Here is a 25524-nt window from a genome sequence, read left to right as displayed (position 1 = left end):
TCAGTCCTGGGCGAGGATCGAGTAGAGCCGGCGACGCGTCTCGTCGAGCGCGGCGACGGCCTGCTGCACCTGCTCGGGGGTTCCGGTGCGGCCGACCTGCGCTGCAGCCTGGGCGAGCTCGAAGCCCGCCTTCGCCAGCGCCGGGTACCCCTGGTCGTCGCCGGAGCCCTGGGGATCCCATGGCGAGGAGCCCGCGGTCTCGTCGACCGCCGCGCGCCCCGCGTCGGTGAGCGAGAAGGTCTTGCGGCCGTTCGACTCCTCGGCGCTGATGAGGCCCTCGTCGGCGAGCAGCTGGAGCGTCGGGTACACCGAGCCGGCGCTGGGCTTCCAGGCGCCGCCGCTGCGCTCCTCGATCTCCCTGATGATCTGGTAGCCGTGCATGGGCTGCTCGGCGAGCAGCGCGAGCACCGCGGCGCGCACGTCGCCGCGGGCGACGCGGCTGCCGGCGCGCTTCTCGAACGTCGAGCGCAACTGCTCGAACGCCTGCCGGATGCTCTCGGTCGGGATGCCGGCTCCGAATCCGCCGGTCGGGAACGAGTTGCTCATGACGACCTCTTTCGAAACGTGAACGATACTCGACGATATATCCGGACGAACGCGAGCGATAGGGGTGCGCACCGGTCTGGCGCTAACGTCGTGATGGGTGCGCGTGCACCCCGGCGATGGAGGTTCACGAACATGGAGCGCTTCGACACGATCGTGGTGGGCGCGGGCGTCGCCGGGCTGACCGCCGCCCGCCTGCTGTCGCGGGCCGGTCGCCGGGTCGTGGTGCTCGAGGCGCGCGACCGCATCGGCGGCCGGGTCACCACCGAACGCGTCGACGGGTTCGTCACCGACCTCGGCGCCTCGTGGATCCACGGCGTCGTGGGCAGCCCCGTCGCCGACGCCGCCGCCGCGTTCGGCATGCGCACGGTCGAGTTCACGGTGGGCGGATACCAGCCCGACAGCAGGCCGATCGCGTACTACGGGCCCGACGGCGAGCGACTCCCGGATGCCGCGGCGCGGCGGTTCGTCGATGACGTGCACGCCGTCGACGCCACCCTACTCGACGTGGTCGCCGCCTCCGCACCCGATGCGTCGTACCGCGACGTGACCGAGGCCGCGATCGCCGAGCAGGGGTGGGATGCGGATCGAGCCCAGCGCGTGCGCGAGTACCTGGAGCACCGCTCGGAGGAGCAGTACGGCGCCTGGATCGACGACCTCGCCGCGCACGGGCTCGACGACGACTCGATCGACGGCGACGAGGTCGTCTTCCCCGACGGCTACGACCGCCTGCCCGAGCACCTCGCGGCCGGCCTCGACGTGCGCCTCGAGCATGTCGTCGAGGCGGTGCACTGGTCGTCGCACGGTGTCGAGGTCACGACCGACCGCGGTGCGTTCGCCGCTGAGTCCGCCGTGGTGACCGTGCCCGTCGGCGTGCTGAAGTCGCCGGCGTTCACGATCGACCCGCCACTGCCCGAGCCCGTGGCCGGCGCACTCGGCCGGCTCGAGATGAACGCGTTCGAGAAGGTGTTCCTGCGGTTCGGGTCGAAGTTCTGGGACGACGGCGTCTACGCGATCCGGCAGCAGGGCCCCGAGAGCCGCCGGTGGCACTCCTGGTACGACCTCACCGCGCTGCACGGCTCGCCCGCGCTGCTCACCTTCGCCGCCGGCCCCACCGGCGAGGAGACGCGCGGCTGGAGCGACGAGCAGCTCGTCGACTCGATCCTCGAGCAGCTGCGCCGCCTCTACGGCGAGCGCGTCGAACGGCCGACGCGCGTGCACCGCACCGACTGGCAGGGCGACCCGTTCGCACACGGTGCGTACGCCTACATGACCGTCGGCTCGACGACCTCCGACCACGACGACCTCGCGACCCCGATCGGCGGGGTGCTCCACCTCGCGGGCGAGGCGACCTGGACCGACGACCCCGCGACGGTGCCCGCCGCGATGTACTCCGGCCATCGCGCCGCGTCGAACGTGCTCGGTCGCGACATCCCGATCTCCGAGGTGTGGGCCGGCGCCTGACGGCGGCGACGGGCGCTCAGCCGAGCGGCAGCGGCGAGCGCGGCTTCGTGACGCCGAACGCGAACGTCGTCGTGATGCCCGCGATCGACGGGATCGCGCGCAGCTGATCGCGCATGAGGTCCTCGTACTCGCTGAACGATGCGACGGCCACCTTCGCGAGGTAGTCGTCGTCACCGGCGAGCAGGTACGCCTCGACGACCTCGGGGATCGACCGCAGGCGCGCCTCGACCGCGTCGACGACCTCGGTGGCGTGCGACGACAGCCGCAGGCGCACGAAGGCCGTGATCGCGAGCCCGACTCTGCCCGCGGCGATCTCGGCGGAGTAGCCGGTGATGACCCCGTCGTCCTGCAACTGCCGCACCCGGCGCAGGCAGGGCGACGGCGACAGGCCCACGCGGTCGGCGAGCTCCTGGTTGGTGAGCCGGCCGTCCTGCTGCAGTTCGAGCAGGATGTGGCGATCGATCGCGTCGAGGGTTCGCATTGGCATATTCTGCCAAACGAACTGCGGTGCCAGGCACGATCGGCAATCGGCTGCGCCTGCGGATTTCCTATCGTTGCGGCATGCCCCAGTCCTCGGCTCGTCGCCCGCCCATCGTCGGGATCGTCGCGATGGCGACCGCGGTGCTGCTGTGGGCCTCGTTCGCGCTCACGCTGCGAGGGGTCGGCGCGTCGTCGCTCACGGTCGTCGACCTGAGCGTGCTGCGCTTCGCGACGCCGCTGATCGTGCTCGCGCCGTGGATCCCGAGGGCGATCCGCGAGGTCGGGGCCGAACGGCCCGCGACGCTCGCGCTGCTGCTCGTCGGCGGCCTGCCGCACTTCCTCGTCTCGGCGCTCGGCGGGCATCTCGCGCCCGCCGCCCTCGTCGGCCTCATCATCCCGGGCACGGTGCCGCTCTTCGCGACCCTGCTCGCCGTCGCGACGGTGCGCGCTCGCGTCACGGTCCGGCAGGCGGCATCCGTCGCGCTCATCGTGTCGGGCGTCGCGGCCGCGGCACTGCTCATGGGCGGCGCCGTGCCGCCGCTCGGCCTCGGCGCCCTGCTGACCGCGGGCTTCGTGTGGGCCGTCTACACGCTCGGGCTGAAGCGCAGCTCGCTGAGCCTCACCAGCACGGTGCTCGTGATCTGCGCGCCCTCCGCCGCGATCGCCGTCGCGCTCGCGGCGACGGGGGCCATGCCGTCGAACCTGCTCGCCGGAGCGGCACGCCCCGGCGACATTCTGCTCTTCACCGCGTTGCAGGGCCTCGGAACCGGTGTGGTCTCGACGATCGCCTACGCCCACGCCGTGCGCGCCCTGGGCGGCGGCGTCGCGGCGACCGCTGGCGCGCTCAGCCCGGTCGTGGCGGCGATGATGGCCGTACCGCTGCTCGGCGAGCCGATCACGGCCGGCCTCGTGGTCGCGATGGCGATGATCGTCTCGGGGGTGCTCGTGTTCACCGCCCCGGCGCGTCGCCGGGCGGTCGTGCGCGACGACGGATGCCGCGTGCCGCACGCTGCGACGCAGCTGCCCGTGCCGGCGGTGCCCGCGCCGGCAGTGCCCGCGCCGGCGGTGCCCGCCGAGCCTCGAGCCGTCGTCGCGGCGTAGCGCCCGGCCGTGCGACCGGCGCACGACCGACGGGGCGTGCGAGCATGGTGACGATGACCCACCGACCCGGCCGCATACTCACTCTCGGCGTGCTCGCGATCGCCGCGACGCTGCTGAGCGGGTGCGCGACGGCCTCAGACGGCGATCGCGCCGACGTGTCCGTGCCCCCTGCGGGCACGGCTCCCGATTACCAGCTCGGCGGCGCCTACGAGCCCGACGCCGCCGTCGGCACCGTCGCCCGTGACCGCACGAGCGCCCCCGACCCCGACCGGTACTCGATCTGCTACGTCAACGGCTTCCAGACCCAGCCCGGCGAACGCGGGCTCTGGCCCGACGACGTCGTGCTCGAGCACGACGGCGCCGAGGTCGTCGACCCCGACTGGCCCGACGAGGTGCTGCTCGACACGTCGACGCCCGAGCGCCGCGACCGGATCGTCGACGTCGTCGGCCCGTGGGTCCGCGGCTGCGCCGACGACGGATTCGACGCGGTGGAGTTCGACAACCTCGATTCGTACACGCGCTCGGGCGGGGCGATGTCGCTCGACGACAACCTCGAGCTCGCCGCCGCGCTGGTCGGCATCGCCCACGCCGCAGGGCTCGCCGCAGGCCAGAAGAACGCCGCCGAGGCGAGCGAACGACTGCACGACGAGGCCGGCTTCGACTTCGCCGTCGTCGAGGAGTGCCTTGCCTACGACGAATGCGGCGCCTACTCCGACGTGTACGGCGACCACGTCATCGCGATCGAGTACTCCGACGAACTCCCCCGCCCCTTCTCGCAGGCGTGCCGCGACCGCGACGCGCCGGCCTCGCTCGTGCTGCGCGACCGCGACCTGACCGTGCCTGGCGACCCCGCGCACGTCTTCGAGCTGTGCGATCGGTGACGTGGCAACATGAAGTCCATGCCCACCGATCCGACGCACGTCTCAGCTGAAGACGAGATGCACCTGCTGCACGCCATCGAGGTCGCCCGCCGGTCGCGCGCAGCGGGCAACCACCCCTTCGGCGCGATCCTCGTCGCGCCCGACGGCACCGTGCTCGAGGGCACCAACTCGGTCGTCACCACCGGCGACCCCACCGGGCACGCCGAGACGAACCTCGTGCGGCTCGCGAGCGGCCGCGTGACCGCCGAGCTGCGCGCACGGAGCATCCTCTACACGAGCACCGAGCCCTGCGCGATGTGCGCCGGCGCGATCTACTGGTCGGGCATCGGGCGCGTCGTGTACGCCCTGCCCGAGCAGGCCCTGGCGGCCATGGTGCCGAGTCAGGACGGCGAGCCCACCATGGACCTGCCCTGCCGCGACGTGTTCGCCCGCGGAGGTCGCGCGGTGCACGTGGCCGGCCCCGCACTCGTCGACCAGGCGGCCGACGTGCACCGGGGGTTCTGGGACGCCTGAGCCCGCGAGCCGAGACCGAACCGGCCGCCACCCGCAGTGCGGGTGGCGGCCGGGTGCCTGGTGGCTGGTGCCTGGCGCCTGATATCTGGCGCCGGCCTCAGTCGACGGCGATATCAGGGAAGGCCTTCGTCGCCCAGTCGGGCCAGGCGACCGTCGCACGGCCTGCCGCGGGCGGCGTGCCCGCCTCGGCACCGGCGCTCTCCTGCCCCGTCGCGGCGCGGAACGCGCTGAGCGTGCCGTACTGCACGGTCCCGTTCTTCGTCGTGTTGAACTTGAACGGCGATGCGGGAGCACCGTTCGTGCGCACGTACAGGTTGCCGTTCGCCACGTTGCCCTGCGCGGTCCAGCTGCGCGTGCTCGTGTAGTCCTCCGACCACAGCAGCGGCGTCGCGTTCGTGCCGACCATCGTGTTGCCGATGACCTGGATCTCGGTGTTCAACCACGGCATGGTGGGGTCGGGCGCGGTGAACCGGCTGTCGACGCCGTAGTGCCCGGGAACGGGAACGCGGTTGTCCTGCAGGAGCACCACGTTGCCGTTGCCGTTCCCCGAGACGGAGTTGCGCGTGATGATCGACTTCGTGCCGTCATTGATGCGGATGCCGTTCCCGGCGTTGCCCTCGATCCGGTTGCCTGCGAACACCCCGCGGGACGAGATCTCGAAGTAGACGCCGTGGTTGTCGTTGCCGCTCACGCGGGAGTCGCTCACGGCGACCTGGAAGCACGACACGTCGAACCAGATGCCCGTTCCGCCGTTGTCGGTGACATCCGAGTGCTCGATCGTGACGCCACGCGCCCGGTTCAGCTTGATGCCGCCCGCGCTCGGTGCCATGTTGAAGTGCTCGGTGTTGTTGCCGTCGACCTTCACCCCGTCCATGACGAGGCCGTCGGACTTGTTCGAGTTCACGCCGAGCATGCCGGCTCCCTCGACGGTGACGTTCCGGATGGTGGCCCCGGCGTTGCCGATGAACAGTCCGGTCGTGGCCGAGTCGGAGATGATCACGTTCTCGAGCGTGGCGTTCGTCGACTCGAGCGTCACCGAGCCCATCTCGGGGTTCGGGGTCGAGTATCGGCGGATGCCGATGCCGCGCACGGTCACGTCGTCGGCGCGGACGGAGATCGCCCGCGTGGTGTCGCCGGAACGCACGGACTTGCCGGTCGGGTCGGTGCCGACGACGAGCGCGTCGTTCGCGTCGTCGACCCAGAACGTGCCCGCGACCACCTGCGCGCGGCTCTGCACCTCGCGGAGCTCGGCGTCGTTCACGTATGTCTGGTCAGGGTGCGCGGCCATCGGGTTCGACGGGTTGACGAAGCTCCAGTTGCCCTCGGTGTTGTCCGGGGCGCCGCGCGTGAAGGTCGGGCTGGAGTCCAACGACACGGTCCATCCGTCATGGCGCCAGGCGGAGCCGTCGCGCACCCAACCCGTGACGGGCACGGTGCCGTCCATCCAGACGCTCTCGCCCGGGTAGGCCTGGATCGTGATACCCGCCTTGTAGACGGCGACGGACTCGTGGTACTCGCCGCCGCGGAGCACGATCGTGCCGCCGGCCGCGGTGCCGCTCAACGCGGCGTTGAGCGACTGGTACGGCTTGCCGATGCTGCCGTCGCCGCCGGCCGCAGCCTTCGGGTCGACGTACTTCGCGCCCGCGGGGATCGCGTAGTCGGTGCCGCCGAGCGGCGCCGAGCCCGCGTCAGGGTCGAGGTTCGAGACGGATGCCGGTGCGCCGGCCGTGCTCCCCGGGGTCGGGGTGGGCGTCGGAGTCGGAGTCGGAGTCGGAGTGGGAGTCGGAGTCGGAGTCGGAGTCGGAGTCGGAGTCGGAGTCGGAGTCGGAGTCGGCGTCGGCGTCGGCGTCGGCGTCGGCGTCGGGGCGACCGGAGCGGTCCCTGACGCGACCTTCACCGGGGCGCCGCCCGACCACACGCGATTCGCCAAGCCGGCCTTGGCGTAGACCACGCCGACGTGGAGGTACTTGCCGGCGTCCGCGGCCGTGGGCGTGTACGACTTCGACGAGGCACCCTCGTCGATCATCGCCCAGTTGCCGCCCGGCTTCGCCGAGTCGGACCGGTACCACTGGTACCAGGCGACATCCGGCGACGGCGCCCAGTCGGCACCGTCGACGATCGTCAACGGAGCACCCACCTGCGGCGTGCCCGAGATGGTCGGCGACGCCGAACCCGAGAACGCCGTCGCGGGTGCAGCGGTCGGAGTGGTCGCCTCGGCGACCTTCACCGGAGCGCCGCCCGACCACACGCGATTCGCCAAGCCGGCCTTGGCGTAGATCACGCCGACGTGGAGGTACTTCCCGGCGTCCGCGGCCGTGGGCGTGTACGACTTCGACGAAGCACCCTCGTCGATCATCACCCAGTTGCCGCCCGGCTTCGCCGAGTCGGACCGGTACCACTGGTACCAGGCGACATCCGGCGACGGCGCCCAGTCGGCACCATCGACGATCGTCAGCGGAGCGCCCACCTGCGGCGTGCCCGAGATGGTCGGCGACGCCGAACCCGAGAACGCCGTCGCGGCAGTCCGGGCGGCGCCGGCCGAGGCCGCGGTCCGGGACGGCGCGGCGAACGCGGACTGAGCGGCTCCGTCGGCCCCGATCATCGCCGCGACGGCGACGACCGCACCGAGCACGAGTCCGACCCGCACCTGCGTGCGGCGGACTCGATCGATGGGGATGGCTTCTGTAGTGGGTCGGTGTGAGGGTCGTGCGGGGTGTTGGTTCTGCATAGGCTCTCTGGCGCCGTCGCACGCTGCTGGTCGTGCGGGCGCGATCTCGTCACTCGAAGTACAGGGGGAACCGCCGAAGCGTAGAGGGCAGTTTGCAGTGACTTTCTGGACGAATCCTCACCTTTTTCCGCCAATGTGCCCGGGCCCGCTGCGGCCGGAACGAGAACCTGATAGAAGACCCCCCATTCGGGGGCGACGCCGCACCCTGCGCGTCAGCCGCGCGGATCCTCGAGGGAACCCATCGCCTCCATGAGGGTGTCGTGGATGTATTCGAGCTCAGGGCTCGTGAAGCTCGACCAGTCGTCGTCCCCGTCGGACTCCGTCCAGTCCGAGGCATCCGCTTCGGTCTCGCCGTTCCACGTCGGGGCCGGCGTGTGCTTGTAGACCCACCAGATGTTGCCCGACGGGTCTGAGAACCTCGACAGCGTGTCACCGAAGAAGGCGGTCGGCTTCGTGATGACCGTACCGCCGTGCTCCTCGGCGCGAGCGAGCGTCGCGTCGACATCGTCGACGTACACGCGCGTGAACGCGGGAGTGAACGGCCACTCCGGTTTGCGGTCGGCGACCGTCAGGGTCGAGTCGCCGAGCCGCAGCTCGGAATGCAGGACGAGCCCGTCAGTGTCGAGCGTGCGAGCCTCGGCGACGTCGGTCGCCCCGAACACCGCGATGATGAAGTCGATCAGTGCGGCCGCGCCGTCGGACATGATGAAGGGGTTCACGGTGTTCGAACCCTCGGGGGCTGCTGGAATGTTGTTCACGTCGGTACCTTTCGCTCACCCTCAGGATCAGCCACAGGCTCGCGCGCACCCTTGGACAATTGCGACAAGCCGGCACCCGATCGTTCGGGTGCGGCGATCAGGGCCGGCGGATGTCGGAGGGCCTCTCCGCCCGAAGCGCGACGAACGAACGGGTGAGGTGAGCCTGGTCGGCGAAGCCGAGTTCGGCTGCGACCTCGGTCGCCGTCTTCCCACGGCGGAGAGCGGCCTCGGCTGCCCTGGCCCGCGCGAACTGCGTGATGCGCATCGGGCTCAGCCCGGTGACCAGTTTCACCCGGCGCTGCCAGCTTCTCGTGGAGTACCCGGCGCGGTCGCCCCGGAGAGCCCGTCGTGTCTGCGGATCGACCCGCAGCACGCCTCGATGCTCGAGCGCCTCGATGCAGGCCTCGAGCTCGTTGAACCCGGGAATAGGGAGCGCTGCACCAGACAACGTGAACATGCCGCCTGCACAGGTCAGCGGAACGAACCGGCCGACGAGCTGTGACTTCGGCAGCCGCGCAATGGCCACCTCGGGGTGGAGCTCGGCACCCCAGTGGCTCGCGCCGGCGATACCGACGAGGACGCGGGGCTTCGGCGTCGGGCCCGTGAGTTCGGCCGAGACCGTGCCGTCTGGCAGCCGCGTGAACGCGAAGCCCCAATGCTCGTTCGCCGGCTCGAGATACTCGTCGGCCTCGTCGACGTGTGCTCGCCAGATCGAGTTGATCAGTCGATGATCGGCTCGAGTTTCGATCTCGTACATGCACTCCCCCGGGGCGCCTACGGCATCTGCGGTCGCCCGCTTGCGTGTGCTGTGGATGTTAGCCACTCCACCGTTCGCCCGGCGACCCTCTTCGACGGGCCCGTAGGTGAATCTCGTTCGGATGTCGTTACCCGGTTGGCTCGAGTGACCGATCGTCGTTCCACGTCAGTTCGATGTCGTACTTGCTCAGACTGCTCTTGACCAGCTGGAGGTCGGCGACGGCAGCCGAGGTCAACTTGAAGTGGGCGTCGATTTCGATCCGTATCGGAAGTCCAGCAACGTCGGGGTAGGTCGCGACGAGCTGGCCGTCGAGGGCGAATCCGACATAGTTCAGTAGCTTCTGATTGAGACACCCCGGATCCGGGCGGTCTGGCCACGGTTCGGTCTCTACGACGTGGAGGCAGCACGTGGCCCCGTCCGGCGTTACGCTAACGAGATCGATTACTTCCGGATCGCTCAGCCCAGGCACGGATCGAGCATAGGGCGCCGCGGGCTGGGGTGCGAGCGTGCTGTGAGCTTGCCAAACGCGGAGTTCAGGACTTCTCGGAATCGCGCGGATCTGCGGGGTCAAGCAGCCGCGCGCACGTCGATTCCGGTTGTCTCCGGTCGTTCGTCGAGCACTTCTCGAATCACACCGAGAAAACAGAAAAGCCCCGGCGAGAAATCACTTCTCACCGGGACTTTTTCACACGGTCGGGCTGACAGGATTTGAACCTGCGACCCCTTGGAGATTCCAGCCCGTTTCGGGATGGCTCCGGATGTCTCGGAAACTCGCGGATTCCCTCATGATGACTGGGGAACCGGGCGGTTCGACAGTTCCGAGTGTACGCGGATGATGCCGGACGTTCACGGTTGATTTCGATGGGAAAGCGGTGAGCGAGCGCGATTCAGTCGATTCCCGCGTCGCCATATCGCCCTTGGCAACTGGTCGGCGCCCACCCTGCCAAGGCCTCTGGTGTAGGAGGCTCACTCCGCAAGTTCATCGCGAATCCTTCCTCCCCGCGGGACCCGATTCCACCACCAACCGACTTCCTCACTTTCCCTCCCCGCGAAGGCGCGAACTAGTCCGTCCATGTCCTCCTCAGTGGATGAGCGAAGTGTTTCATCCGACGACGACACGGTCGGCCAAATCCGAGCCAGAGCGGAAGGCTCCAAAGCCGCCAGCGCCTGTTCCATTGCGTCTCGGAGGTAGAGAGCTCCAATAAGGTCATCCGCTCCCCAGGCGAACCGGCCGACGTAATCGAACGCATCGGACTGCAACCTGTCTACATGCTGCGTCCATGCGGCGACTAGATCCCCCAATCGGATCGAATTCTGCTCAGTCAGCCTTACTAGATAGTCCTCAGGGTCGATCATGTGATCCCTTCAATCACGAAAGTACGCGGTACTTCTCCACGGCGTTCGCTCATTCACAATCACTCGCACGCCGCGATACTGCAATTGCACACGATCGCGTTCCAAGTAGGTCACCGCGCCTCGCTCCAATGTTGTCCTAATTTGAGTGAGGTTCGGCTTACCAGCGACATCACCGGCAGAATGGTCACGATTTTCGTGAGTCCGTGACGCCACGCGTTGATGAGGGCGTCTAGGGAACGGTGCTCGGGTTGCTCTTCGGCTGAGGTAGGGCGCGTGGCCCGAGACCCGCGCCGACCCCTAATCCTTCAGCACGGCACTCCGCCAGTCAACTCCTGAGCCCGACAGCGGATCCCGATGCGCGCAGGTTACGGGATTCATCGGCGGGCGCTTGGGGCAGATGGTTCTCTCCGCTCGGCGAGGCTTGTGAAGATCACCTCGTACTCGCCCTCCGGCCATAGGAGCACCCGATGTACGAATCGACCGTCGCTTTGCACGTCAACTTCGTCGTAGATGATCTCTGTCTCGTCGTCCAGTAGCCGCAGTGATTCGAGGGTCGAGCCTGGCTCGAGGCGGAGTTGCGAATCGTGGAAGGTCAGCTCGATGAACTGGTAGCCAACCTGCAGGTCGCCGATCAATGCGCGCATCACGAGGTCGTGGTCGGCTCGGTGCTCGAAGGCATGGATTTGCGCGTCGTGCAGGTTGATCTCCTGGATCAATCGCTCCGCACCGTTGCTCAGTCGAGGAAGGACCTCGTCGTTGTGCGCCTGGTACTCCTCACAACGCCTGTCCCACTCGTCGTCATCAAGCCCGCCTGAAGCCCATTCACGGGTGAGCCATTTCATCGTCACGTTCAGGAACCTAACTGCCCAGGGGCGCGAAGCGAAACCGCCCGCAAGCCGGTCCCCACCGATGCTGCGATCGGAGTCAGAGCCTCCGACGAAAGTCAACTGGCCTCGATGCCCGTATGGCCCGCCCGCGATACTGCCCGGTGACGGTGCCCTTTCCGCGACAAGAATTGAACATCGATCACTGGTCAGTGTCTTCTGCTGGCAGGGTTCGAGCGACGAGTCTGCGGCCCTGAATCCCGATCGTCCCGTGGGGAACGAACCCACGACTTTCTCACCTCGCATCAAATGGCGGGGCGAATGGCGATCTCAACCGGACGCGCGAGCAGTGGTCAGTCGCACACCGCTTTCGCGCCGGCCTGTCGGGGAAAAAGCCCGGTCAGCGCCATATATTTCTGACTTGAACCTGCAACCCGCCGACTTACAGATCAAATCTCACTCGTTTGCGGCGTCCTGAACGCCTCGGCTGACGAGTTGTCAGGCGCCAACTCCCCCGGAATCACGCGGATCCACGTCGCCTGTCAGCCCCGTGTCCGACCGCTTTGCTCTGTCGCCAGCTGTTCGTCGAGGGAGTTCGACCACGCCGCCAAAACAGAAAAGCCCCGGCGAGAAATAGCTTCTCACCGGGACTTTTTCACTCGGTCGGGCTGACAGGATTTGAACCTGCGACCCCTTGGAGATCTCAGTCCGTTTCGGGTTGACTCCGGATGTCTCGAGAACTCGCGGATTCCCTCATGATGACTGGGGAACCGGGCGGTTCGACAGTTCCGAGTGTACGCGGATGATGCCGGACGTTCACGGTTGATTTCGATGGGAAAGCGGTGAGGGAGCCCGATTCAATCGAATCCCGCGGCATCCATTAAGTCGGCTTTCTGGATCGTCGAGTGTGATCGTGGTTCCACTCGGGTCTCGCGAGTTCGATTGCGGATTGAGCAACGGGACGGATGCCTAGTAGTCGGCGCCGAGTTCGTCTCGTAGCCGGCTGGTCAGGCGCTCGAGATTCGCGACGACCACACGTTCGTCGGTGCCGCCGTCATCCGAGGCATCTACGATCATCCGCTGTCGCAACGTAGCCGTCGCATCTGGGTCTATCCGACCGGACAGAACCATCACTCGCGCAGCGTCGCAACGTCGCGCAAGCATCCGTAAGTCCCTGACATCGAGCTTCGACGGGTCTGTCACGGCATCATCATCCACGATTCTCAGGGTCCTGGGTACGGAGACCGGGCCTACGCCCACCTTCGAAAGAAGGACTACAGCTCGCACCGCCCCCGGTTCTCCGCGCTCGTCGCTACAGCGAGGATCACGCCCATCGCCACTATCGGAGCTAGAACAGCATCGTGACTAACTCTTCGATGTGGGCCTTCGCTTTGTGCTCGCCGGGACGGAGTTTGTTGGGATGTCCGGCACCGTTACGGAGGTCGAGAGCCTTCTTCAACTCAGTCTTCTGATTCTTGTCGACTACGCCCAAGTCTTGCGCTACCTGCAACAACAATTCCTCGTTGTACTCGCTGAGATCGTCCCGCTTCTTACAGACTTTCGCTTTGGGGTTGTGCGATTGGGCGGCCGTGGTGATGGCGGACGGGTTGGAAGCGGACCAGATGCGCTCCTGGATCTCATGAACTGCTGCAACCCATATGAAGACGATCGCAGCTCGGTGCGCGCCAACCTCCAGACAATCGACGGCCTCGGACGCGAAGGCACGGGCCTCGGCATCTTGGATCGTCGCCACTTGCGCTCGAAGCGCGGCAACCTCGCTCTGCTTTGCGACACCCGGTGCCTCAACGGGGAGGGGCGGCGCGAATGCCTCGACTGCTGCTCGCCCGGTGTCCGTCAACTCCCACACGCGAGTGGTCCCTGAGCCCGTCGAGTGCACGCGGTCACGGGCAGAACTCAATCGCGATGCAATGTTCCAGCCCTTTATCCCAGTGGTCCGCGCATCCACTAACGCAGCTCTAATCTCCGCAACAGTGAACTTCGTCTGACCTCGCGTACGTTCGAGAAACAGCATCACGGCCAAGATGCGCGGCTGTTGGCCCGCGTTCTTCAGGGGCGCCAGATACTCAATGAGCTTCATTCGGCGATACCAAGCGCGTTCTTCACCAACTTTTGCAGGCTCTCGGCAGTGTCGCCCTTAGTCCTCATGGTCTTCTTCCCAGCGGCACCGATGTAGTTCACCGTTGTAAGCAAGTTCATGACCTTGCCCCAGTTCTTACCCGGGGCGCACTTAAGTCGCTCGCACTCAACACGCACCGTACTCGCGGCCAGATTCTGTTCGTCAAGTGCATAGTCGTACGCAGCGGTCAACGCCAACGCGACCCCTCGCGCCTGATCCGCAACGTTTGAGCCGAACTTTGACTTCGGACCATTGAGATGAGGGACACCGTTGTCGAAGTAATAGATGCGCTCAAGCTGATCGACGGGAACACCGCTCTCTTGCGAGAACTTGCGGAAGAGCTCCTGATCGGACAGCACAGGAGTTGCTGTCGAACTCGCGGATCCGTCGTCGCTGACGTCTACCGCTGGCACAGCGGCGGTTGCTGCTTGTGTTAGGCGCACCGTCGGAACCGGGCTGCTTAGCCGCGCGAGCGCTTCCTTGAATGCGTATTCCTGCAATGCCTCGGGGATGCCCGCCTTCTCGACCGCTCCCCAGGCCCGCGCAAGAAGTTCTTCAACCTCCATATGACGCCCTCCTCGGCTGCACCCTAGCGACGATTCGGAGGATACGCTCCGCGGCGCGCCGGTCGAAAGTCGATAGCCCGAGGGGCGTCGGAGGGGCTGGCAGTTCCGGGTCCGAGCTCTTCGTGCGCACCACCTTCGTGGTGCCAATCGATACCTAGATCGTGCTGAGAAACGTTCCCCGAGCTTCGATACCGCGCTCATGAGGCAGCTGCTGCCGACGCCGAGCACACGAAATACGATCCTGAGTCTGCAGCCCCTCCGTTTGAATCGGCCGACCGGGCAGTCGACCGTAATCGATCCGCTCTCACAGGTGCAAACTGAGCGTCACCGGCGTCGATGAGCTCCACATCGAAGCTCGAACCGACGACAGCTGCAGAGTGGTACGGGGCAATGGTGCAGGCGTTCGTTCGCTGAGCACGACGCCCAACTGGCTGGCGGCTGACCCGGTGGGCTTGGGCTCAGCTCGGACCGCCCGGCCCACGCCCACCGCCGGGAGCCTGGCATTGCGCCGACTCTGGCCCTGGGCCGATTGGGCAGTCCGGCTCCGGCGGGGAAGGTAGCGGCTCTCCAAGCTGTGGACAGTTCTCCACACCGCCCATCACTTGCTGGCAGATTTTCGGAAGCGTGTTGGCGAAAACTCCGACTCCCGCTGCGTGCATCAGCGGGCATGGTGATCCGCCCGGCTCCGGCTTCCCATCGGAGATGGCATTCGCGCAGACCAGCACCAGCGCCTTCGCGATTTGCTCGGCCGTTACTTCCTCGTCCTCGCAGTAAGTGCTGTTCGGGTCGACATAGACCTTGTCGCTCTGGCAGGCCCGAGCTTTTGCGGCAGCGAGGGCTGCTGCGATCTCAGAATCCTCGCAAGGGTGGTTCGTGGCCATGCAGTTCGCGAGACGTGCAAGCGCCTCGAGGCAAGAGTTCGGCGCAGGCTCTGCGTTCGGGTCAGGCCGGCCTCCGGGCGCCTGACTGGGCATCGACTTCGGAGGGCTCGGTGCTGTGCCAGACGATGTCACACCGTCGTAGAGCTGACTTACTCCGACACCTGCAGCCACTTCGGCGACCAGAAGGACCGCGGCTGCTGCGGTAGCGCTGAGTCCTGCGATCCCGGCGATGACCCCGAGTGTCGGCACGACCACGAGGAGCAGAGCCGCTCCGGTGGCGATCTTCTGTTCAGGAGTGAGCCCGCCGAGAGCGTCATCGATGACAGTCTCGGCGATCGTGCCGCCCCAGAACCCGGCACCGGAACTGATCGACTCCGGCCCGATGATGGGCCTGGAATTGCTCCCGTCCGGGGTCCCGTTGAGCTCACCGACGCATGCCTGGAATGCAGCATCAGCAGCCTCGTGACCGCCAGACGACCAGACAGCCTCGGCCAGACTTCCGCCGGCGTTCCGTCGAATCTCGGGGAGCATGTCGCAGAGTTCTGAGCCGGCAGGATCTGGCCCGCTTGGGGCGATGCTCTCGTTGACGATCCCGAGCGACTCAACCTTGCCGTCCGACTGATTGAGGCAACCGATAATTGCCAGGCGGTCCAAGGCTTCAGTTGACCCGGTTCGGTCAATCGGCGGGATAGGTGACGACTTCAGGCTGACGGGCCGGAGAAGGGGTACGCACGAGTCCTCGAACGGCGGTGCTTCGGCAGTCTGCGTGTTGTGGATGGCGCAGATCTTGGTGATTACCACCGGGGTGGACTCCAACGCGTACTGATACAGATCCACAGTCTGTGGTGACGGGACTCTCGAATCCGCGCATCCGGACAAAACCATCGCGAACGAGATGAACGCGCCAATGATGCCGAGTTTCGTGTGAACGTGCCCCGTTGATCGCATGTCAGCCTCCGGGCCCCCAGATACCCCTTCATCTACCATGCAGGCAAGGCGGCGGCAACGGATGACCGAAGAACCTGCCCTTTCGGGCGCCGTTCAACGGTTCGTCGCCGATGCCGGCGATCACCTGAAGGATCCGACGACAGTCGGCGGGCCCCATTTCCCGCATCGCCCGCCCGCGATTCTGCCCGGTGAGGGCGCGGCAGATTCTGATGATCGCCAGAACACCTGCTCCCGTGACGGATTCACCCGCAGATGATGGCGCCGATCACACCCGACCAGCGCGTCCCAGTCCGGCACCCGACTCGAACGGAACCCGAGCGTATCGAGCATGTCACCGGCACTCAGTCCGCAGCGACGGAGCTGTACGTACCGGTCATGAAGGAGCCGGTACCCGACCTCCTTACCGATCCCCACCATCGGGGTGGATTCTTTCAGCCCATGACCATGACCGATCGCGGCTAGTTACCGCACCACCGCAGGAGAAGTGAACGACACCACTACGAGCAACAACCTCCAGGAAGGGTGTTACATCGATCAATAGGATCCAGGGTGTCATTGCCGCGACAAGAATCGAACATCGATCGCCTAGCGGGGTCTTCTTCTGGTAGGGCTGAGGAGCAGGTCGGCGGCCAGATATCTCGATCGCTTCGCGGGAATCGAACCCACGACCTTCTCAGTTGGAGTCAAATCGAAAATCGGTGATTTGCACCGCAGAACTGATCAGATCGCCTCGACTCATCTCGATCTCGCACGGTCGACCTCGGCCGTCCTCGACTGTGCTGACCACCTCTAAAACGCATTTTCTGAGCCCGGAGTCTATGCACGATGGCCGGTAGCTGGCGGCGCCCGCAGCGCCCTCCAACTCAGACTTGACTAGACAGAAATGGTGACCCTGCCGGGCCGGCCAGGGTCACCATGTGCTCGTATCGCGTCTCTCAGATCACGGCTCTGTTAGAGCGATTCTGAGTCATCTCGATGGAACGCTCGCTCCAGCAGCTCCGCGGTCGCGGGATTCACCATTTCCCGGCGCCGAATGTAGTGCTGCACCGTGATCTTGGTGTCGGTGTGGCCGAGCAGCTCGGCTGCCAATTCGACGCTCGCACTGTCGTTGACCGCTGTCGCAACAGTGCGACGGAACATGTGCGGAGTTATGCCAGGTATCCCGCCACGCTCCAAGACTTGTCGGAGTTGACGGCGCACATTCGCCGTGGTGAGAGGGGTGTCATCGCGCGAATGGAAGAGCAGTGAGTCCGACTCGCGGTCGTCGGCTACGACCAGCCGGCGACGTACCGCCTCCGCCGCGAATACCGGGAGGGCAACGATACGGCGTGACCTTGTCGTCTTCGGGTGGTCCTGCCTGAACGTCGGCTCGCCCTTCCTGCTGATGATCGTGCCAGCGAGTCGGATCGTCGGCGTCGCACTGGTCACATCTACATCGCCTCGTCTGATCGCGAGGACCTCGCCGATTCGGGCTGATGTTCCGAGCATGACCTCGACGATCGCACCGAGCTGACCATCGGGCTTCGGCCCAGAGATGTGATCGACACCCGACTCCCAACGCCCGATGACTGCCCGAATGGCATTCACCTCGAGACTCGTCAGCGCGTCAGGAATCCGCGCCTCACGGTAGATGCGAGCTACATGATCCATCGGATTCGAAGCCAACACCTCATGGCGAACCGCGAGCGCCAGTGCAAGCCTGAGAACGACACGGGACTGCTTCGCTCGGTTGTACGAGATCCGAGCCTGCTGCTTCATGAACCGATCGCACCGGGCCACGCCGATCTCTCGGAGAGTGAAGTGCTCGAACGTCGGGAGCACGAGAGTACGCATGTTGCGCTCATAGAGCATGCGGGTCGTCTTCGAGATGCGGCCTTCAAGGTCAATGTCCTCGAGCCAATACGCGACCAAGTCGGCGAAAGGACTGTCCGGCGTGAGCTGGCCGCCCACGCTCGGTTGGAACGTGGCACGCTCCGCGATCTTCGCTTTCAATTCGTGTTCCGCGGCTCGTGCAGTATCAGCCGTCACGGCTACGCGACGGACTTGGCCGTCCCAGTCCCGATAGCGAGTGCGTGCCTCGTAGCGGCCCGAAGCGACCGGTCGCGTCGAGATGTCACCGAACGTGCCGATGCTGAGTCGGGGTCGTGGCATTCAGATCACCGCCTGACCGGTGTGGCGGCCGGCTACGACTGCTCGCGCTGCTCGGCGATCCAAGCTTGAACGTCCGAGATTGCGAACTTCAGGTGTTTGCCGAAGCGGTACGCGGCCGGTCCTTTTCCGCGCGTGCGCCAGTCGTAGACCGTAGAGATCGGTATGCCCAAGTAGGCGGCGAGTTCGCCGACGTCGAGCAGCGGTTCGAGGTTCCAGCCCTTCGCCGGAAACGTTGGGATGCCGGCGGTCTGTTGGCCCTTGTGTGCGTCCATACCGATCAGGTGCGATCGTCGATCCTCGGGGTTCGGAATCGATCGGAATCAACGCGGCTGTGCCGCAGAGCACAGGCTTCTGATTCGGAGTCGGGCGCTGAAAACGGTGTGTTTTCGGTGTGTGGTTCAACTTCTTAACCTCAAATGTCCCGGAAACCCTTGAGTTTCCGGGACATTCTGGTCGGGCTGACAGGATTTGAACCTGCGACCCCTTGACCCCCAGTCAAGTGCGCTACCAAGCTGCGCCACAGCCCGATGCTCCGGCGAACTCGCCGAGGCAACTTGTCAATCATAGCGTCATCCGCAGTGGGGTTTTGACCAATCGCGTGGCCGGTGCCCGAACACGAGCGGAGAAGCCCCGTCCGACCAGCACATAACCGATTCATAGCCGATTCCCCTAGGCTCGATGGGTCGCGGTCTTCGACGGCGACCTGGCCCGCGTCGCGGGATCCATCCATTCCGTCCTCCGAAGGAATCTCGTGTCGAACAACGCCACCGCCCCGAAGCCGTCCACGCTCAACGTCCCGCTCATCCTGCTCTGGGCCGTCGCGGTCATCGTGACCGGCCTCGGCGCCTACCTCCTCCTCGCCGGCAACGCGGCGCAGGTCGCGTTCTACACGGCGCAGGGGTCGGAGTACGCTCTGTACCTCGCGAACATCTCGCAGTCCACGATCGGCGGCCTGCTCCTCGCGGCCGGCGTCGTCGGCATCCTGCTCGCGCTCGCGACGCAGGCCCGCAACCGGGCCGCCGCGATTCAGGCGCAGGCCGCCGCCGCCGAGTTCGACGCCGTGTTCGGCGACATCGACGACGAGGAGTTCGAGGAGCTCGACCTCGTGGTCGACGAGGCCGACGTCGAGGTGCCCGTCGACGCCCCCGCACCCGCGGCGGCCGCGCCCGCTGCTGCTGCAGCCGCGCCCGAAGCCGCCCCCGCGGCCCCCGAGGCACCCGCCGCGCCGGAGGCCCCCGAGGCCCCGGCAGCGCCCGAGGCGCCCAAAGCCTGACCCGGCTCACCCTCCGAAGGGCGGCGACCACTTCGGTCGCCGCCCTTCGTCGTCTCCGCTGGGGGTGAGTCAGAGGTACCGACGAACCTCGTCGAGGAATCCCTTCGGATCGTCGACCCACAGCCGCACTGCGGTGATCTCCTGATCGCCGCCCTTCGGCGCATGACCGGGCAGCCGCACGACGGTCGGGCGTTCCAGCGCGATCACCAGGTCGGTCTCGTCCTGCATGCGCAACGCGAGCGTGCGCGCGCCATCGGCCTCGACGATGCGGGGCGACTTGGGCTCGTCGACCTGCTTGCGGCGGGCGACCGACGCGATGTCGTCCCAGGTCAGGTGCACGTCGAGTTCGAGTCCCTGACGAACCCGGATGCCGTCCGGCCCGACCGTGATCGGCCGCATGAGGTACGCGCAGAGCAGCCCGAACATCCAGGTGACGCCCCAGAGCCCCAAGACGAGCATCGCGATGCGCACGACCGGCCACCGATGCACGACGAGGTCGATGATCGGGATCTCGACGGCCGAGAGCACGATGAAGATCATCAGCACGGTGAACACGGGCCGGTGGTAGCTGAAGCCAAATGCGCCGCGCGGCACGGCCGGCCGGCGCGCGACGAATCGCCCGATGCTCGCGTAGATGCGCAGTTCGACGTCGAGGGCGCGACGCAGCATCTGCCAGATGCGTCGTGGGGCGGATGCCGCGGCACGGCGTTCCTTCGTCACGCTCACGCGCTGCGCTCCGCGCTCGAGGTCCGGCGTTCGGCATCGGCGGCGATCAGCGCGCGCAGGCGCTCGGCGATGGCATCGACGCCGCGCGCGAGGGCCGCACGATCGGCGGGCTCGACGGCATCGAGCAGGTCGGCCGTGAGATCGGCATGCTCGCTCTGCATCTGCGTCATGCGCTGCTCCCCCGCACCCGTGAGCGACACGATCGTCGCGCGGCGATCCGTGGGATGCGGCGACCGCGCGACGTGCCCGCCCTGCTCGAGGGCGTCGACCAGCCCGGTGACGTTGCGCGCGCTGACACCGAGCGCAGTGGCCAGGGCCTGCTGGGTCATCGGCCCGCCGTGTCGGATCACCCAGAGCACGCGCACCCTCGCGGGAGTGAGGCCGGTGCCGTCGAACGCGGTCGCCATGTCGTGCTGGAAGAGCTCGCCGATCTCGAGCAGTCGGTCGAGCACGGTGGGCGGCGGCATCCGGGTCATACCGTGATTCTACTTCATCATTACCTACCTTCACGATATTAGGCAGACCGGATGTCGCACCCGCCCGCTATCGTGACCCGCATGCACTCCGAGGTCAGCGCCGACGCCCAGCCCACCGCCCTCCGCATCGTTCCGGCGCAGCAGGCCCCGTTCGCCGACGTCGAAGCCGTCTTCGGCACGAGGGGCGACCCCGCGACCTGCTGGTGCCAGTGGTACAAGATCCCCGGCAGCGACTGGCGCGAGGAGCCCGCCGAACTCGCCGCGCGCCTCGAACAGCAGATCGCGACGGCCGAGCACGGCGGCCCCGGACTCGTCGCCTACGACGGCGAGACGCCGGTGGGCTGGTGCGCCGTCGAGCCGCGCCCCGCACTCCCCCGCCTGCAGCGCAGGCGCATCGTCGCGAAGGGCAGCGACGAGCCCGACTTCGACGACGGGTCCGTCTGGGCGGTCACGTGCTTCGTCGTGCCCAGGGCGCACCGCAAGCGCGGCGTCGGCGGCGCACTCGCCGAGGCGGCGGTCGCGTACGCACGCGCGCAGGGCGCCAGAGTGCTCGAGGCCTACGGGGTCGACCCGACGGCACGGGCCAAGGTACCTGCCGCTGATCTCTTCCCCGGCACCGTCTCGATGTTCGAGCGCGCCGGGTTCACCGAAGTGGCGCGCCCGACCCCGAGCCGGGCGGTCATGCAGGTGCGCTTCGACTGACGCGCGCGCACGCTCGCACCTGCGCACTCGCGCCCACGCGCACGCAGACGAAGACGGCCGCGCACCGGCATCCGAAGACCCGATGCGCGGCCGGAGCGACGCGACGAAGCGCTAGCGCTGACGCTTCTCGCGCACGCGCATGTTGATGACGATCGGCGAACCCTCGAAGCCGTAGATCTCGCGCAGGCGACGCTGGATGAACCGGCGGTAGCCCGGGTCAAGGAACCCGGTCGTGAAGAGCACGAATGTCGGCGGGCGGCTCGCGGCCTGGGTGCCGAACAGGATGCGGGGCTGCTTGCCGCCGCGCACGGGGTGGGGGTGCTCCTGCGTGAGCTCGGTGAGGAACGCGTTGAACTTGCCCGTCGCGATGCGGGTGTCCCACGACTCGAGCGCAGTCTCGAGGGCGGGCACGAGCTTCTCGAGGTGACGCCCGGTCTTCGCCGAGATGTTCACACGAGGGGCCCACGCGACGTGGTGCAGGTCCTGCTCGATCTCGCGTTCGAGGTAGCGGCGGCGGTCGTCGTCGAGCAGGTCCCATTTGTTGTAGGCGAGCACGAGCGCACGGCCCGACTCGAGCACGAGGTCGATGATGCGCACGTCCTGCTCGGAGATCGGCACCGAGACGTCGAGGAGCACGACGGCGACCTCGGCCTTCTCGAGCGCGGCCTGGGTGCGCAGCGACGCGTAGAAGTCGGCGCCCTGCTGCAGGTGCACGCGACGACGGATGCCGGCGGTGTCGACGAAGCGCCAGATCTTGCCGCCGAGCTCGATCTGCTCGTCGACGGGGTCGCGGGTCGTGCCGGCGAGCTCGTTCACGACGACGCGCTCCTCGCCCGCCGACTTGTTCAGCAGCGAGCTCTTGCCGACGTTCGGGCGGCCGAGGATCGCGACGCGGCGAGGACCGCCGAACTCCTCCTTCGCGACCGCGGAGACCTGCGGCAGCACCTTGAACACGGCCTCGAGCAGGTCGGCGACACCGCGGCCGTGCAGGGCCGAGACGGGGTGGGGCTCACCGAGGCCGAGGTTCCAGAGCGCGGCGGCCTCGGGCTCCTGGCGGGCGTCGTCGACCTTGTTCGCCACGAGGAACACGGGCTTCTTGGTCTTGCGGAGCAGTCGCACGACGTGCTCGTCGGTCGCGGTCGCGCCCACGGTGGCGTCGACGACGAAGAGCACGACGTCGCTGAGGTCGATCGCGACCTCGGCCTGCGCGGCCACCGAGGCGTCGATGCCCTTGGCGTCGGGCTCCCATCCGCCGGTGTCGACGAGCGTGAACCGACGGTCGAGCCACTCGCCCTTGTACGAGACGCGGTCGCGCGTGACGCCCGGGGTGTCTTCGACGACGGCCTCGCGGCGGCCGAGGATGCGGTTGACGAGCGCCGACTTGCCCACGTTCGGGCGGCCGACGATCGCGACCACCGGAAGCGCGGGCAGGTAGCGGATGCCGTCTTCGCCCTCTTCGGAGAGCTCGAGCACGTCGAGGTCGTCGTCGTCGAGGTCGTAGTCGGAGAGCCCCGAGCGCAGTGCCGCGGCGCGCTGGTCGGCCAGCTCGTCGTCGACGCCGCTGAGGCGTTCCGCGAGGCGGTCGTCGACGACGGACTCGTCGTCGTACTCGTCGCGCTGATCGGTCATGGGTGTCTCCTCAAGTCTTTCGGGCACGCCTGTTCGAGACGTGCCCCGCTCTATTCAATCAGTGACCGGCTGTGCGTTCCCGATGACGGCGATCACGGCGTCGACGGTCTGCTCGAAATCGAGCTCCGTCGAGTCGACCGTGACGACGCCCTCGGCGGCCGTCATGAAGTCGACGACCTTCGAGTCGGCCTCGTCGCGCTTGCGCATCGCGTCGCCGACCGAGGCCGTCGCCGACCCGCCCAGCTCGGCGGATCGACGCGAGGCGCGCACCTCGGGCGAGGCCGTGAGCAGGATCCGCACGGGAGCGTCGGGGGCGACGACCGTCGTGATGTCGCGACCCTCGACGACGATGCCCGCGCGGGGTTCGGCCGCCATCAAGCTGCGGAACAGCTCGATGAGGTGCGTGCGCACCTCGGGCACCCTCGCGACGCGGCTGACGACCGCCGAGATCGCGGGATCGCGGATCGCCGCCGTCACGTCGACGTCGCCGACGTGCACCGAGTACCCGGCGGGGTCGGTGCCGATGCGGTAGTCGAACGTCGCGAGCGACGAGATGACGGATGCCGCGTCATCCGTGTCGATGCCCGATGCCTGCACGTGCCAGGCGAGCGCCCGGTAGGCGGCCCCCGTGTCGAGGAAGCCGAACCCGAGGCGCTTCGCGACCTCCTTCGACACGCTCGACTTGCCGCTGCCGGCAGGGCCGTCGATCGCGACGACGACGGGGAGCACGGGGAGGGTCACGGTTCAGCCTGCAATCCGCCAGCCGCGCGCGGCCAGCTCGTCGGTGAGGCGCTCCTGCACCTCGGGGAGCACGAAGATCTCGGCGAGGCCCACCTGGGCGCCCGGCGAGTGCTCGAGGCGGAGGTCCTCGAGGTTGACGCCGGCATCGCCGACGTCGTTGAAGAGCTTGGCGAGCTGCCCCGGCCGGTCGTCGACCATCACGATGAGGCTCGCGTAGCGCCGGTCGACGCCGTGCTTGCCTGGCAGGCGCTCGACGCCGGTGTTGCCGCCGAAGAGCTCCTCGGCGATGCGGCGCCGCGCGCCGGGGGCCTCGAGGTCGTCGAGTGCGCCGATGAACCGGTCGAGGTCGTCGCGGTAGCCGCGGAGGATCTCGATCACGGGCGCGGCGTTCTGGCCGAGGATCTGCACCCACAGCTCGGGATCGCTCGCAGCCACTCGCGTCACGTCGCGGATGCCCTGCCCCGCGAGGTTCACCGACGCGTGCGGGGCATCGATGAGGCGCCTCGCCATGAGCGTCGAGACCACCTGCGGCACGTGCGAGACGAGCGCCACGGCGCGGTCGTGCTGCTCGGGGGTGAGCTCGACGAGCGTGGCGCCGAGGTCGAGGATCAGGTCGTCGACGACCGACGCGTCGCGGTACGAGATGCCCTCGTGCGCGGCGACCACCCACGGGCGTCCGACGAAAAGGTCGGCGCGGCCCGACATCGGCCCCCCGACCTCGCGCCCGGCCATGGGGTGCGTGCCGAGGTACCGCGCGAGATCGGCCCCGCGCGCCGCGAGCTCCTCGTAGATCGCGAGCTTGACGCTCGCGACATCCGTCACGATCGCGTTCGGGAACGCGGCGAGCTCGGCGGCCACGACGTCGGCGGTGACATCGGGCGGAACGCACACCACGATGAGGCGCGGTTCGTCGGTCGGCGTCGCCGGCCTGCCCGCGCCGTAGTCGGCGGCGATCGCGAGGTGCGTCGGCGACGCGTCGGCGAGCACGACCTCGACGCCCTTGGCGCGCAGCCCGAGTCCGATGCTCGCGCCGAGCAGGCCGACGCCGACGATGCGCACCGTGCCGGTGACGCGTGCGTCGGTCACTTCGTGCCCTTCCGGTCGTCGGGTGCCGCGTCGCTGCCCGATCGCGATGCGGCCGCCTCGCGCGAGATCGTGAGCAGCAGGCCCCGCTCGCTCTTGGTGAGCTCGCGCACGGCCCCGGATCGGAGCGTGCCGAGGTGCAGCGGCCCGAAGCTGCGCCGCACGAGCTCGACCACGGGGTGCCCGACGGCATCGAGCATGCGGCGCACGATGCGGTTGCGGCCGGAGTGCAGTGTGAGCTCGACGATGGAGTACCGCTGCTGGTCGCCCTGGTGCTGCAGCAGCTTGGCGCGGTCGGCGCGGATCGGGCCGTCGTCGAGCTCGATGCCCTGCTTGAGCTTCTGCAGGGTCTGCGGGGTCACGCGGCCGCGCACCTTCGCGACGTAGGTCTTCTCGACGCCGAACGACGGGTGGGCGAGCACGTGCGCGAGCTCGCCGTCGTTGGTCAGCAGCAGCAGGCCGCTCGTGTCGCCGTCGAGGCGTCCGACGTTGTAGACGCGCTCCTCGAGGCCATCGGTGAACTCCCGCAGGTCGGGCCGTCCCTGCTCGTCGCGCATCGACGAGACGACGCCGCGGGGCTTGTTCAGCATGTAGTAGCGCTTGTCGGTGTCGAGCTGCACGGCGACGCCGTCGACGGAGACCTGATCGTGCTCGGGGTCGATGCGCCGCCCGAGCTCGGTGACGATCTCGCCGTTGACCTCGATGCGACCCTCGACGATGTACTGCTCGACGACCCTGCGGCTGGCGACGCCGGCGGCGGCGAGCACCTTCTGCAGGCGCACGCCCTCGGGCTCGCGGAACCAGCT

General features: G+C 67.6%; 26 protein-coding genes and 1 tRNA gene. 7 read left to right on the top strand and 20 right to left on the bottom strand.

What is annotated here, in order from left to right; translation table 11 throughout:
• On the bottom strand, positions 1-546 hold the full coding sequence (locus tag ACFVS8_RS00200) for a PadR family transcriptional regulator (protein WP_387056587.1): 546 nt from the start codon (positions 544-546) through the stop codon (positions 1-3).
• A gap of 132 nt (positions 547-678) precedes the next feature.
• Between ACFVS8_RS00200 and ACFVS8_RS00195 the strand changes: the two genes are divergently transcribed.
• The gene (locus ACFVS8_RS00195; RefSeq protein ID WP_387056586.1) at positions 679-2007 is read left to right on the top strand and encodes a flavin monoamine oxidase family protein; all 1329 of its coding nucleotides are present in this window, start codon (positions 679-681) and stop codon (positions 2005-2007) included.
• Between the two features lie 16 nt (positions 2008-2023).
• On the opposite strand, the gene ACFVS8_RS00190 is transcribed toward ACFVS8_RS00195, so the two are convergent.
• Positions 2024-2488: an Lrp/AsnC family transcriptional regulator gene (locus ACFVS8_RS00190; protein WP_387056585.1), complete on the bottom strand. Its 465-nt coding sequence runs from the start codon at positions 2486-2488 to the stop codon at positions 2024-2026.
• A gap of 80 nt (positions 2489-2568) precedes the next feature.
• Between ACFVS8_RS00190 and ACFVS8_RS00185 the strand changes: the two genes are divergently transcribed.
• Genes ACFVS8_RS00185 through ACFVS8_RS00175 form a run of 3 tightly spaced genes read left to right on the top strand, consistent with a single transcriptional unit; the run spans position 2569 to position 4982 of the window.
• Positions 2569-3588: a DMT family transporter gene (locus tag ACFVS8_RS00185; protein WP_387056584.1), complete on the top strand. Its 1020-nt coding sequence runs from the start codon at positions 2569-2571 to the stop codon at positions 3586-3588.
• Positions 3589-3641: 53 nt separating this feature from the next.
• Entirely contained in the window at positions 3642-4469 is an 828-nt protein-coding gene (locus ACFVS8_RS00180) for an endo alpha-1,4 polygalactosaminidase (RefSeq protein WP_387056583.1), read from the top strand.
• A gap of 18 nt (positions 4470-4487) precedes the next feature.
• Entirely contained in the window at positions 4488-4982 is a 495-nt protein-coding gene (locus tag ACFVS8_RS00175) for a nucleoside deaminase (RefSeq protein WP_387056582.1), read from the top strand.
• A gap of 97 nt (positions 4983-5079) precedes the next feature.
• Here the strand turns inward: ACFVS8_RS00175 and ACFVS8_RS00170 are convergent, their stop codons facing one another.
• From ACFVS8_RS00170 to ACFVS8_RS00130, 9 genes are all read right to left on the bottom strand, one after another.
• On the bottom strand, positions 5080-7629 hold the full coding sequence (locus ACFVS8_RS00170) for a right-handed parallel beta-helix repeat-containing protein (RefSeq protein WP_387056581.1): 2550 nt from the start codon (positions 7627-7629) through the stop codon (positions 5080-5082).
• A 293-nt stretch (positions 7630-7922) separates the two neighbouring features.
• Positions 7923-8468 carry a VOC family protein gene (locus ACFVS8_RS00165; protein ID WP_387056580.1) on the bottom strand — a complete coding sequence of 182 codons (546 nt, stop codon included), beginning with the start codon at positions 8466-8468 and terminating at the stop codon, positions 7923-7925.
• Positions 8469-8565: 97 nt separating this feature from the next.
• Positions 8566-9225 carry a helix-turn-helix domain-containing protein gene (locus ACFVS8_RS00160; RefSeq protein ID WP_387056579.1) on the bottom strand — a complete coding sequence of 220 codons (660 nt, stop codon included), beginning with the start codon at positions 9223-9225 and terminating at the stop codon, positions 8566-8568.
• Positions 9226-9352: 127 nt separating this feature from the next.
• Positions 9353-9694, bottom strand: a complete 342-nt coding sequence (locus tag ACFVS8_RS00155; protein ID WP_387056578.1) for a DUF6572 domain-containing protein — start codon at positions 9692-9694, stop codon at positions 9353-9355.
• A gap of 1261 nt (positions 9695-10955) precedes the next feature.
• Positions 10956-11429, bottom strand: a complete 474-nt coding sequence (locus ACFVS8_RS00150) for a hypothetical protein (protein ID WP_387056577.1) — start codon at positions 11427-11429, stop codon at positions 10956-10958.
• A 945-nt stretch (positions 11430-12374) separates the two neighbouring features.
• Positions 12375-12623 (bottom strand): hypothetical protein, encoded by a 249-nt coding sequence (locus tag ACFVS8_RS00145; RefSeq protein ID WP_387056576.1) that lies wholly within the window; start codon positions 12621-12623, stop codon positions 12375-12377.
• A gap of 130 nt (positions 12624-12753) precedes the next feature.
• Positions 12754-13503 (bottom strand): hypothetical protein, encoded by a 750-nt coding sequence (locus tag ACFVS8_RS00140; protein ID WP_387056575.1) that lies wholly within the window; start codon positions 13501-13503, stop codon positions 12754-12756.
• Positions 13500-14108, bottom strand: a complete 609-nt coding sequence (locus tag ACFVS8_RS00135; protein WP_387056574.1) for a hypothetical protein — start codon at positions 14106-14108, stop codon at positions 13500-13502. Before ACFVS8_RS00135 ends, ACFVS8_RS00140 begins: the two co-directional genes overlap by 4 nt.
• A gap of 458 nt (positions 14109-14566) precedes the next feature.
• The gene (locus ACFVS8_RS00130) at positions 14567-15937 is read right to left on the bottom strand and encodes a hypothetical protein (RefSeq protein ID WP_387056573.1); all 1371 of its coding nucleotides are present in this window, start codon (positions 15935-15937) and stop codon (positions 14567-14569) included.
• A 61-nt stretch (positions 15938-15998) separates the two neighbouring features.
• Between ACFVS8_RS00130 and ACFVS8_RS00125 the strand changes: the two genes are divergently transcribed.
• Positions 15999-16193 carry a hypothetical protein gene (locus ACFVS8_RS00125; protein WP_387056572.1) on the top strand — a complete coding sequence of 65 codons (195 nt, stop codon included), beginning with the start codon at positions 15999-16001 and terminating at the stop codon, positions 16191-16193.
• 695 nt (positions 16194-16888) lie between these two features.
• Here the strand turns inward: ACFVS8_RS00125 and ACFVS8_RS00120 are convergent.
• The 3 genes from ACFVS8_RS00120 to ACFVS8_RS00110 form a co-directional block, all read right to left on the bottom strand.
• Positions 16889-17887, bottom strand: a complete 999-nt coding sequence (locus ACFVS8_RS00120) for a tyrosine-type recombinase/integrase (protein WP_387056571.1) — start codon at positions 17885-17887, stop codon at positions 16889-16891.
• Between the two features lie 233 nt (positions 17888-18120).
• The gene (locus ACFVS8_RS00115) at positions 18121-18360 is read right to left on the bottom strand and encodes a helix-turn-helix transcriptional regulator (protein WP_387056570.1); all 240 of its coding nucleotides are present in this window, start codon (positions 18358-18360) and stop codon (positions 18121-18123) included.
• 178 nt (positions 18361-18538) lie between these two features.
• Positions 18539-18615, bottom strand: a tRNA-Pro gene (locus ACFVS8_RS00110).
• 224 nt (positions 18616-18839) lie between these two features.
• Here ACFVS8_RS00110 and ACFVS8_RS00105 point away from each other — a divergent pair.
• Complete coding sequence (locus tag ACFVS8_RS00105; protein ID WP_387056569.1) at positions 18840-19361, top strand: hypothetical protein; 522 nt, start codon at positions 18840-18842, stop codon at positions 19359-19361.
• A 69-nt stretch (positions 19362-19430) separates the two neighbouring features.
• Here ACFVS8_RS00105 and ACFVS8_RS00100 read toward each other — a convergent pair whose 3' ends face one another.
• Together ACFVS8_RS00100 and ACFVS8_RS00095 are read right to left on the bottom strand one after the other, a co-directional pair.
• A complete protein-coding gene (locus tag ACFVS8_RS00100) occupies positions 19431-20087 on the bottom strand; it encodes a hypothetical protein (RefSeq protein WP_387056568.1) in 657 nt (218 codons plus the stop codon).
• Positions 20084-20563, bottom strand: coding sequence for a MarR family winged helix-turn-helix transcriptional regulator (locus ACFVS8_RS00095; RefSeq protein WP_387056567.1), 480 nt, complete (start codon positions 20561-20563; stop codon positions 20084-20086). Before ACFVS8_RS00095 ends, ACFVS8_RS00100 begins: the two co-directional genes overlap by 4 nt.
• Before the next feature lie 81 nt (positions 20564-20644).
• Between ACFVS8_RS00095 and ACFVS8_RS00090 the strand changes: the two genes are divergently transcribed.
• On the top strand, positions 20645-21265 hold the full coding sequence (locus tag ACFVS8_RS00090; RefSeq protein WP_387056566.1) for a GNAT family N-acetyltransferase: 621 nt from the start codon (positions 20645-20647) through the stop codon (positions 21263-21265).
• 111 nt (positions 21266-21376) lie between these two features.
• Here the strand turns inward: ACFVS8_RS00090 and der are convergent, their stop codons facing one another.
• From der to ACFVS8_RS00070, 4 genes are read right to left on the bottom strand one after another with little or no spacing between them, the layout of a single operon-like run.
• On the bottom strand, positions 21377-22894 hold the full coding sequence (der, locus tag ACFVS8_RS00085) for a ribosome biogenesis GTPase Der (RefSeq protein WP_387056565.1): 1518 nt from the start codon (positions 22892-22894) through the stop codon (positions 21377-21379).
• A 54-nt stretch (positions 22895-22948) separates the two neighbouring features.
• Positions 22949-23635 carry a (d)CMP kinase gene (cmk, locus tag ACFVS8_RS00080; RefSeq protein ID WP_387056564.1) on the bottom strand — a complete coding sequence of 229 codons (687 nt, stop codon included), beginning with the start codon at positions 23633-23635 and terminating at the stop codon, positions 22949-22951.
• 3 nt (positions 23636-23638) lie between these two features.
• Positions 23639-24721: a prephenate dehydrogenase gene (locus ACFVS8_RS00075; RefSeq protein ID WP_387056563.1), complete on the bottom strand. Its 1083-nt coding sequence runs from the start codon at positions 24719-24721 to the stop codon at positions 23639-23641.
• Positions 24718-25500, bottom strand: a complete 783-nt coding sequence (locus ACFVS8_RS00070) for a pseudouridine synthase (protein WP_387058109.1) — start codon at positions 25498-25500, stop codon at positions 24718-24720. Before ACFVS8_RS00070 ends, ACFVS8_RS00075 begins: the two co-directional genes overlap by 4 nt.
• Positions 25501-25524 lie beyond the last annotated feature (24 nt).

The organism is Agromyces sp. NPDC058110 (genome assembly GCF_042884735.1).
In the GTDB taxonomy this organism is placed as follows: domain Bacteria; phylum Actinomycetota; class Actinomycetes; order Actinomycetales; family Microbacteriaceae; genus Agromyces.
This window is presented reverse-complemented; position numbering and strand designations above follow the sequence as displayed.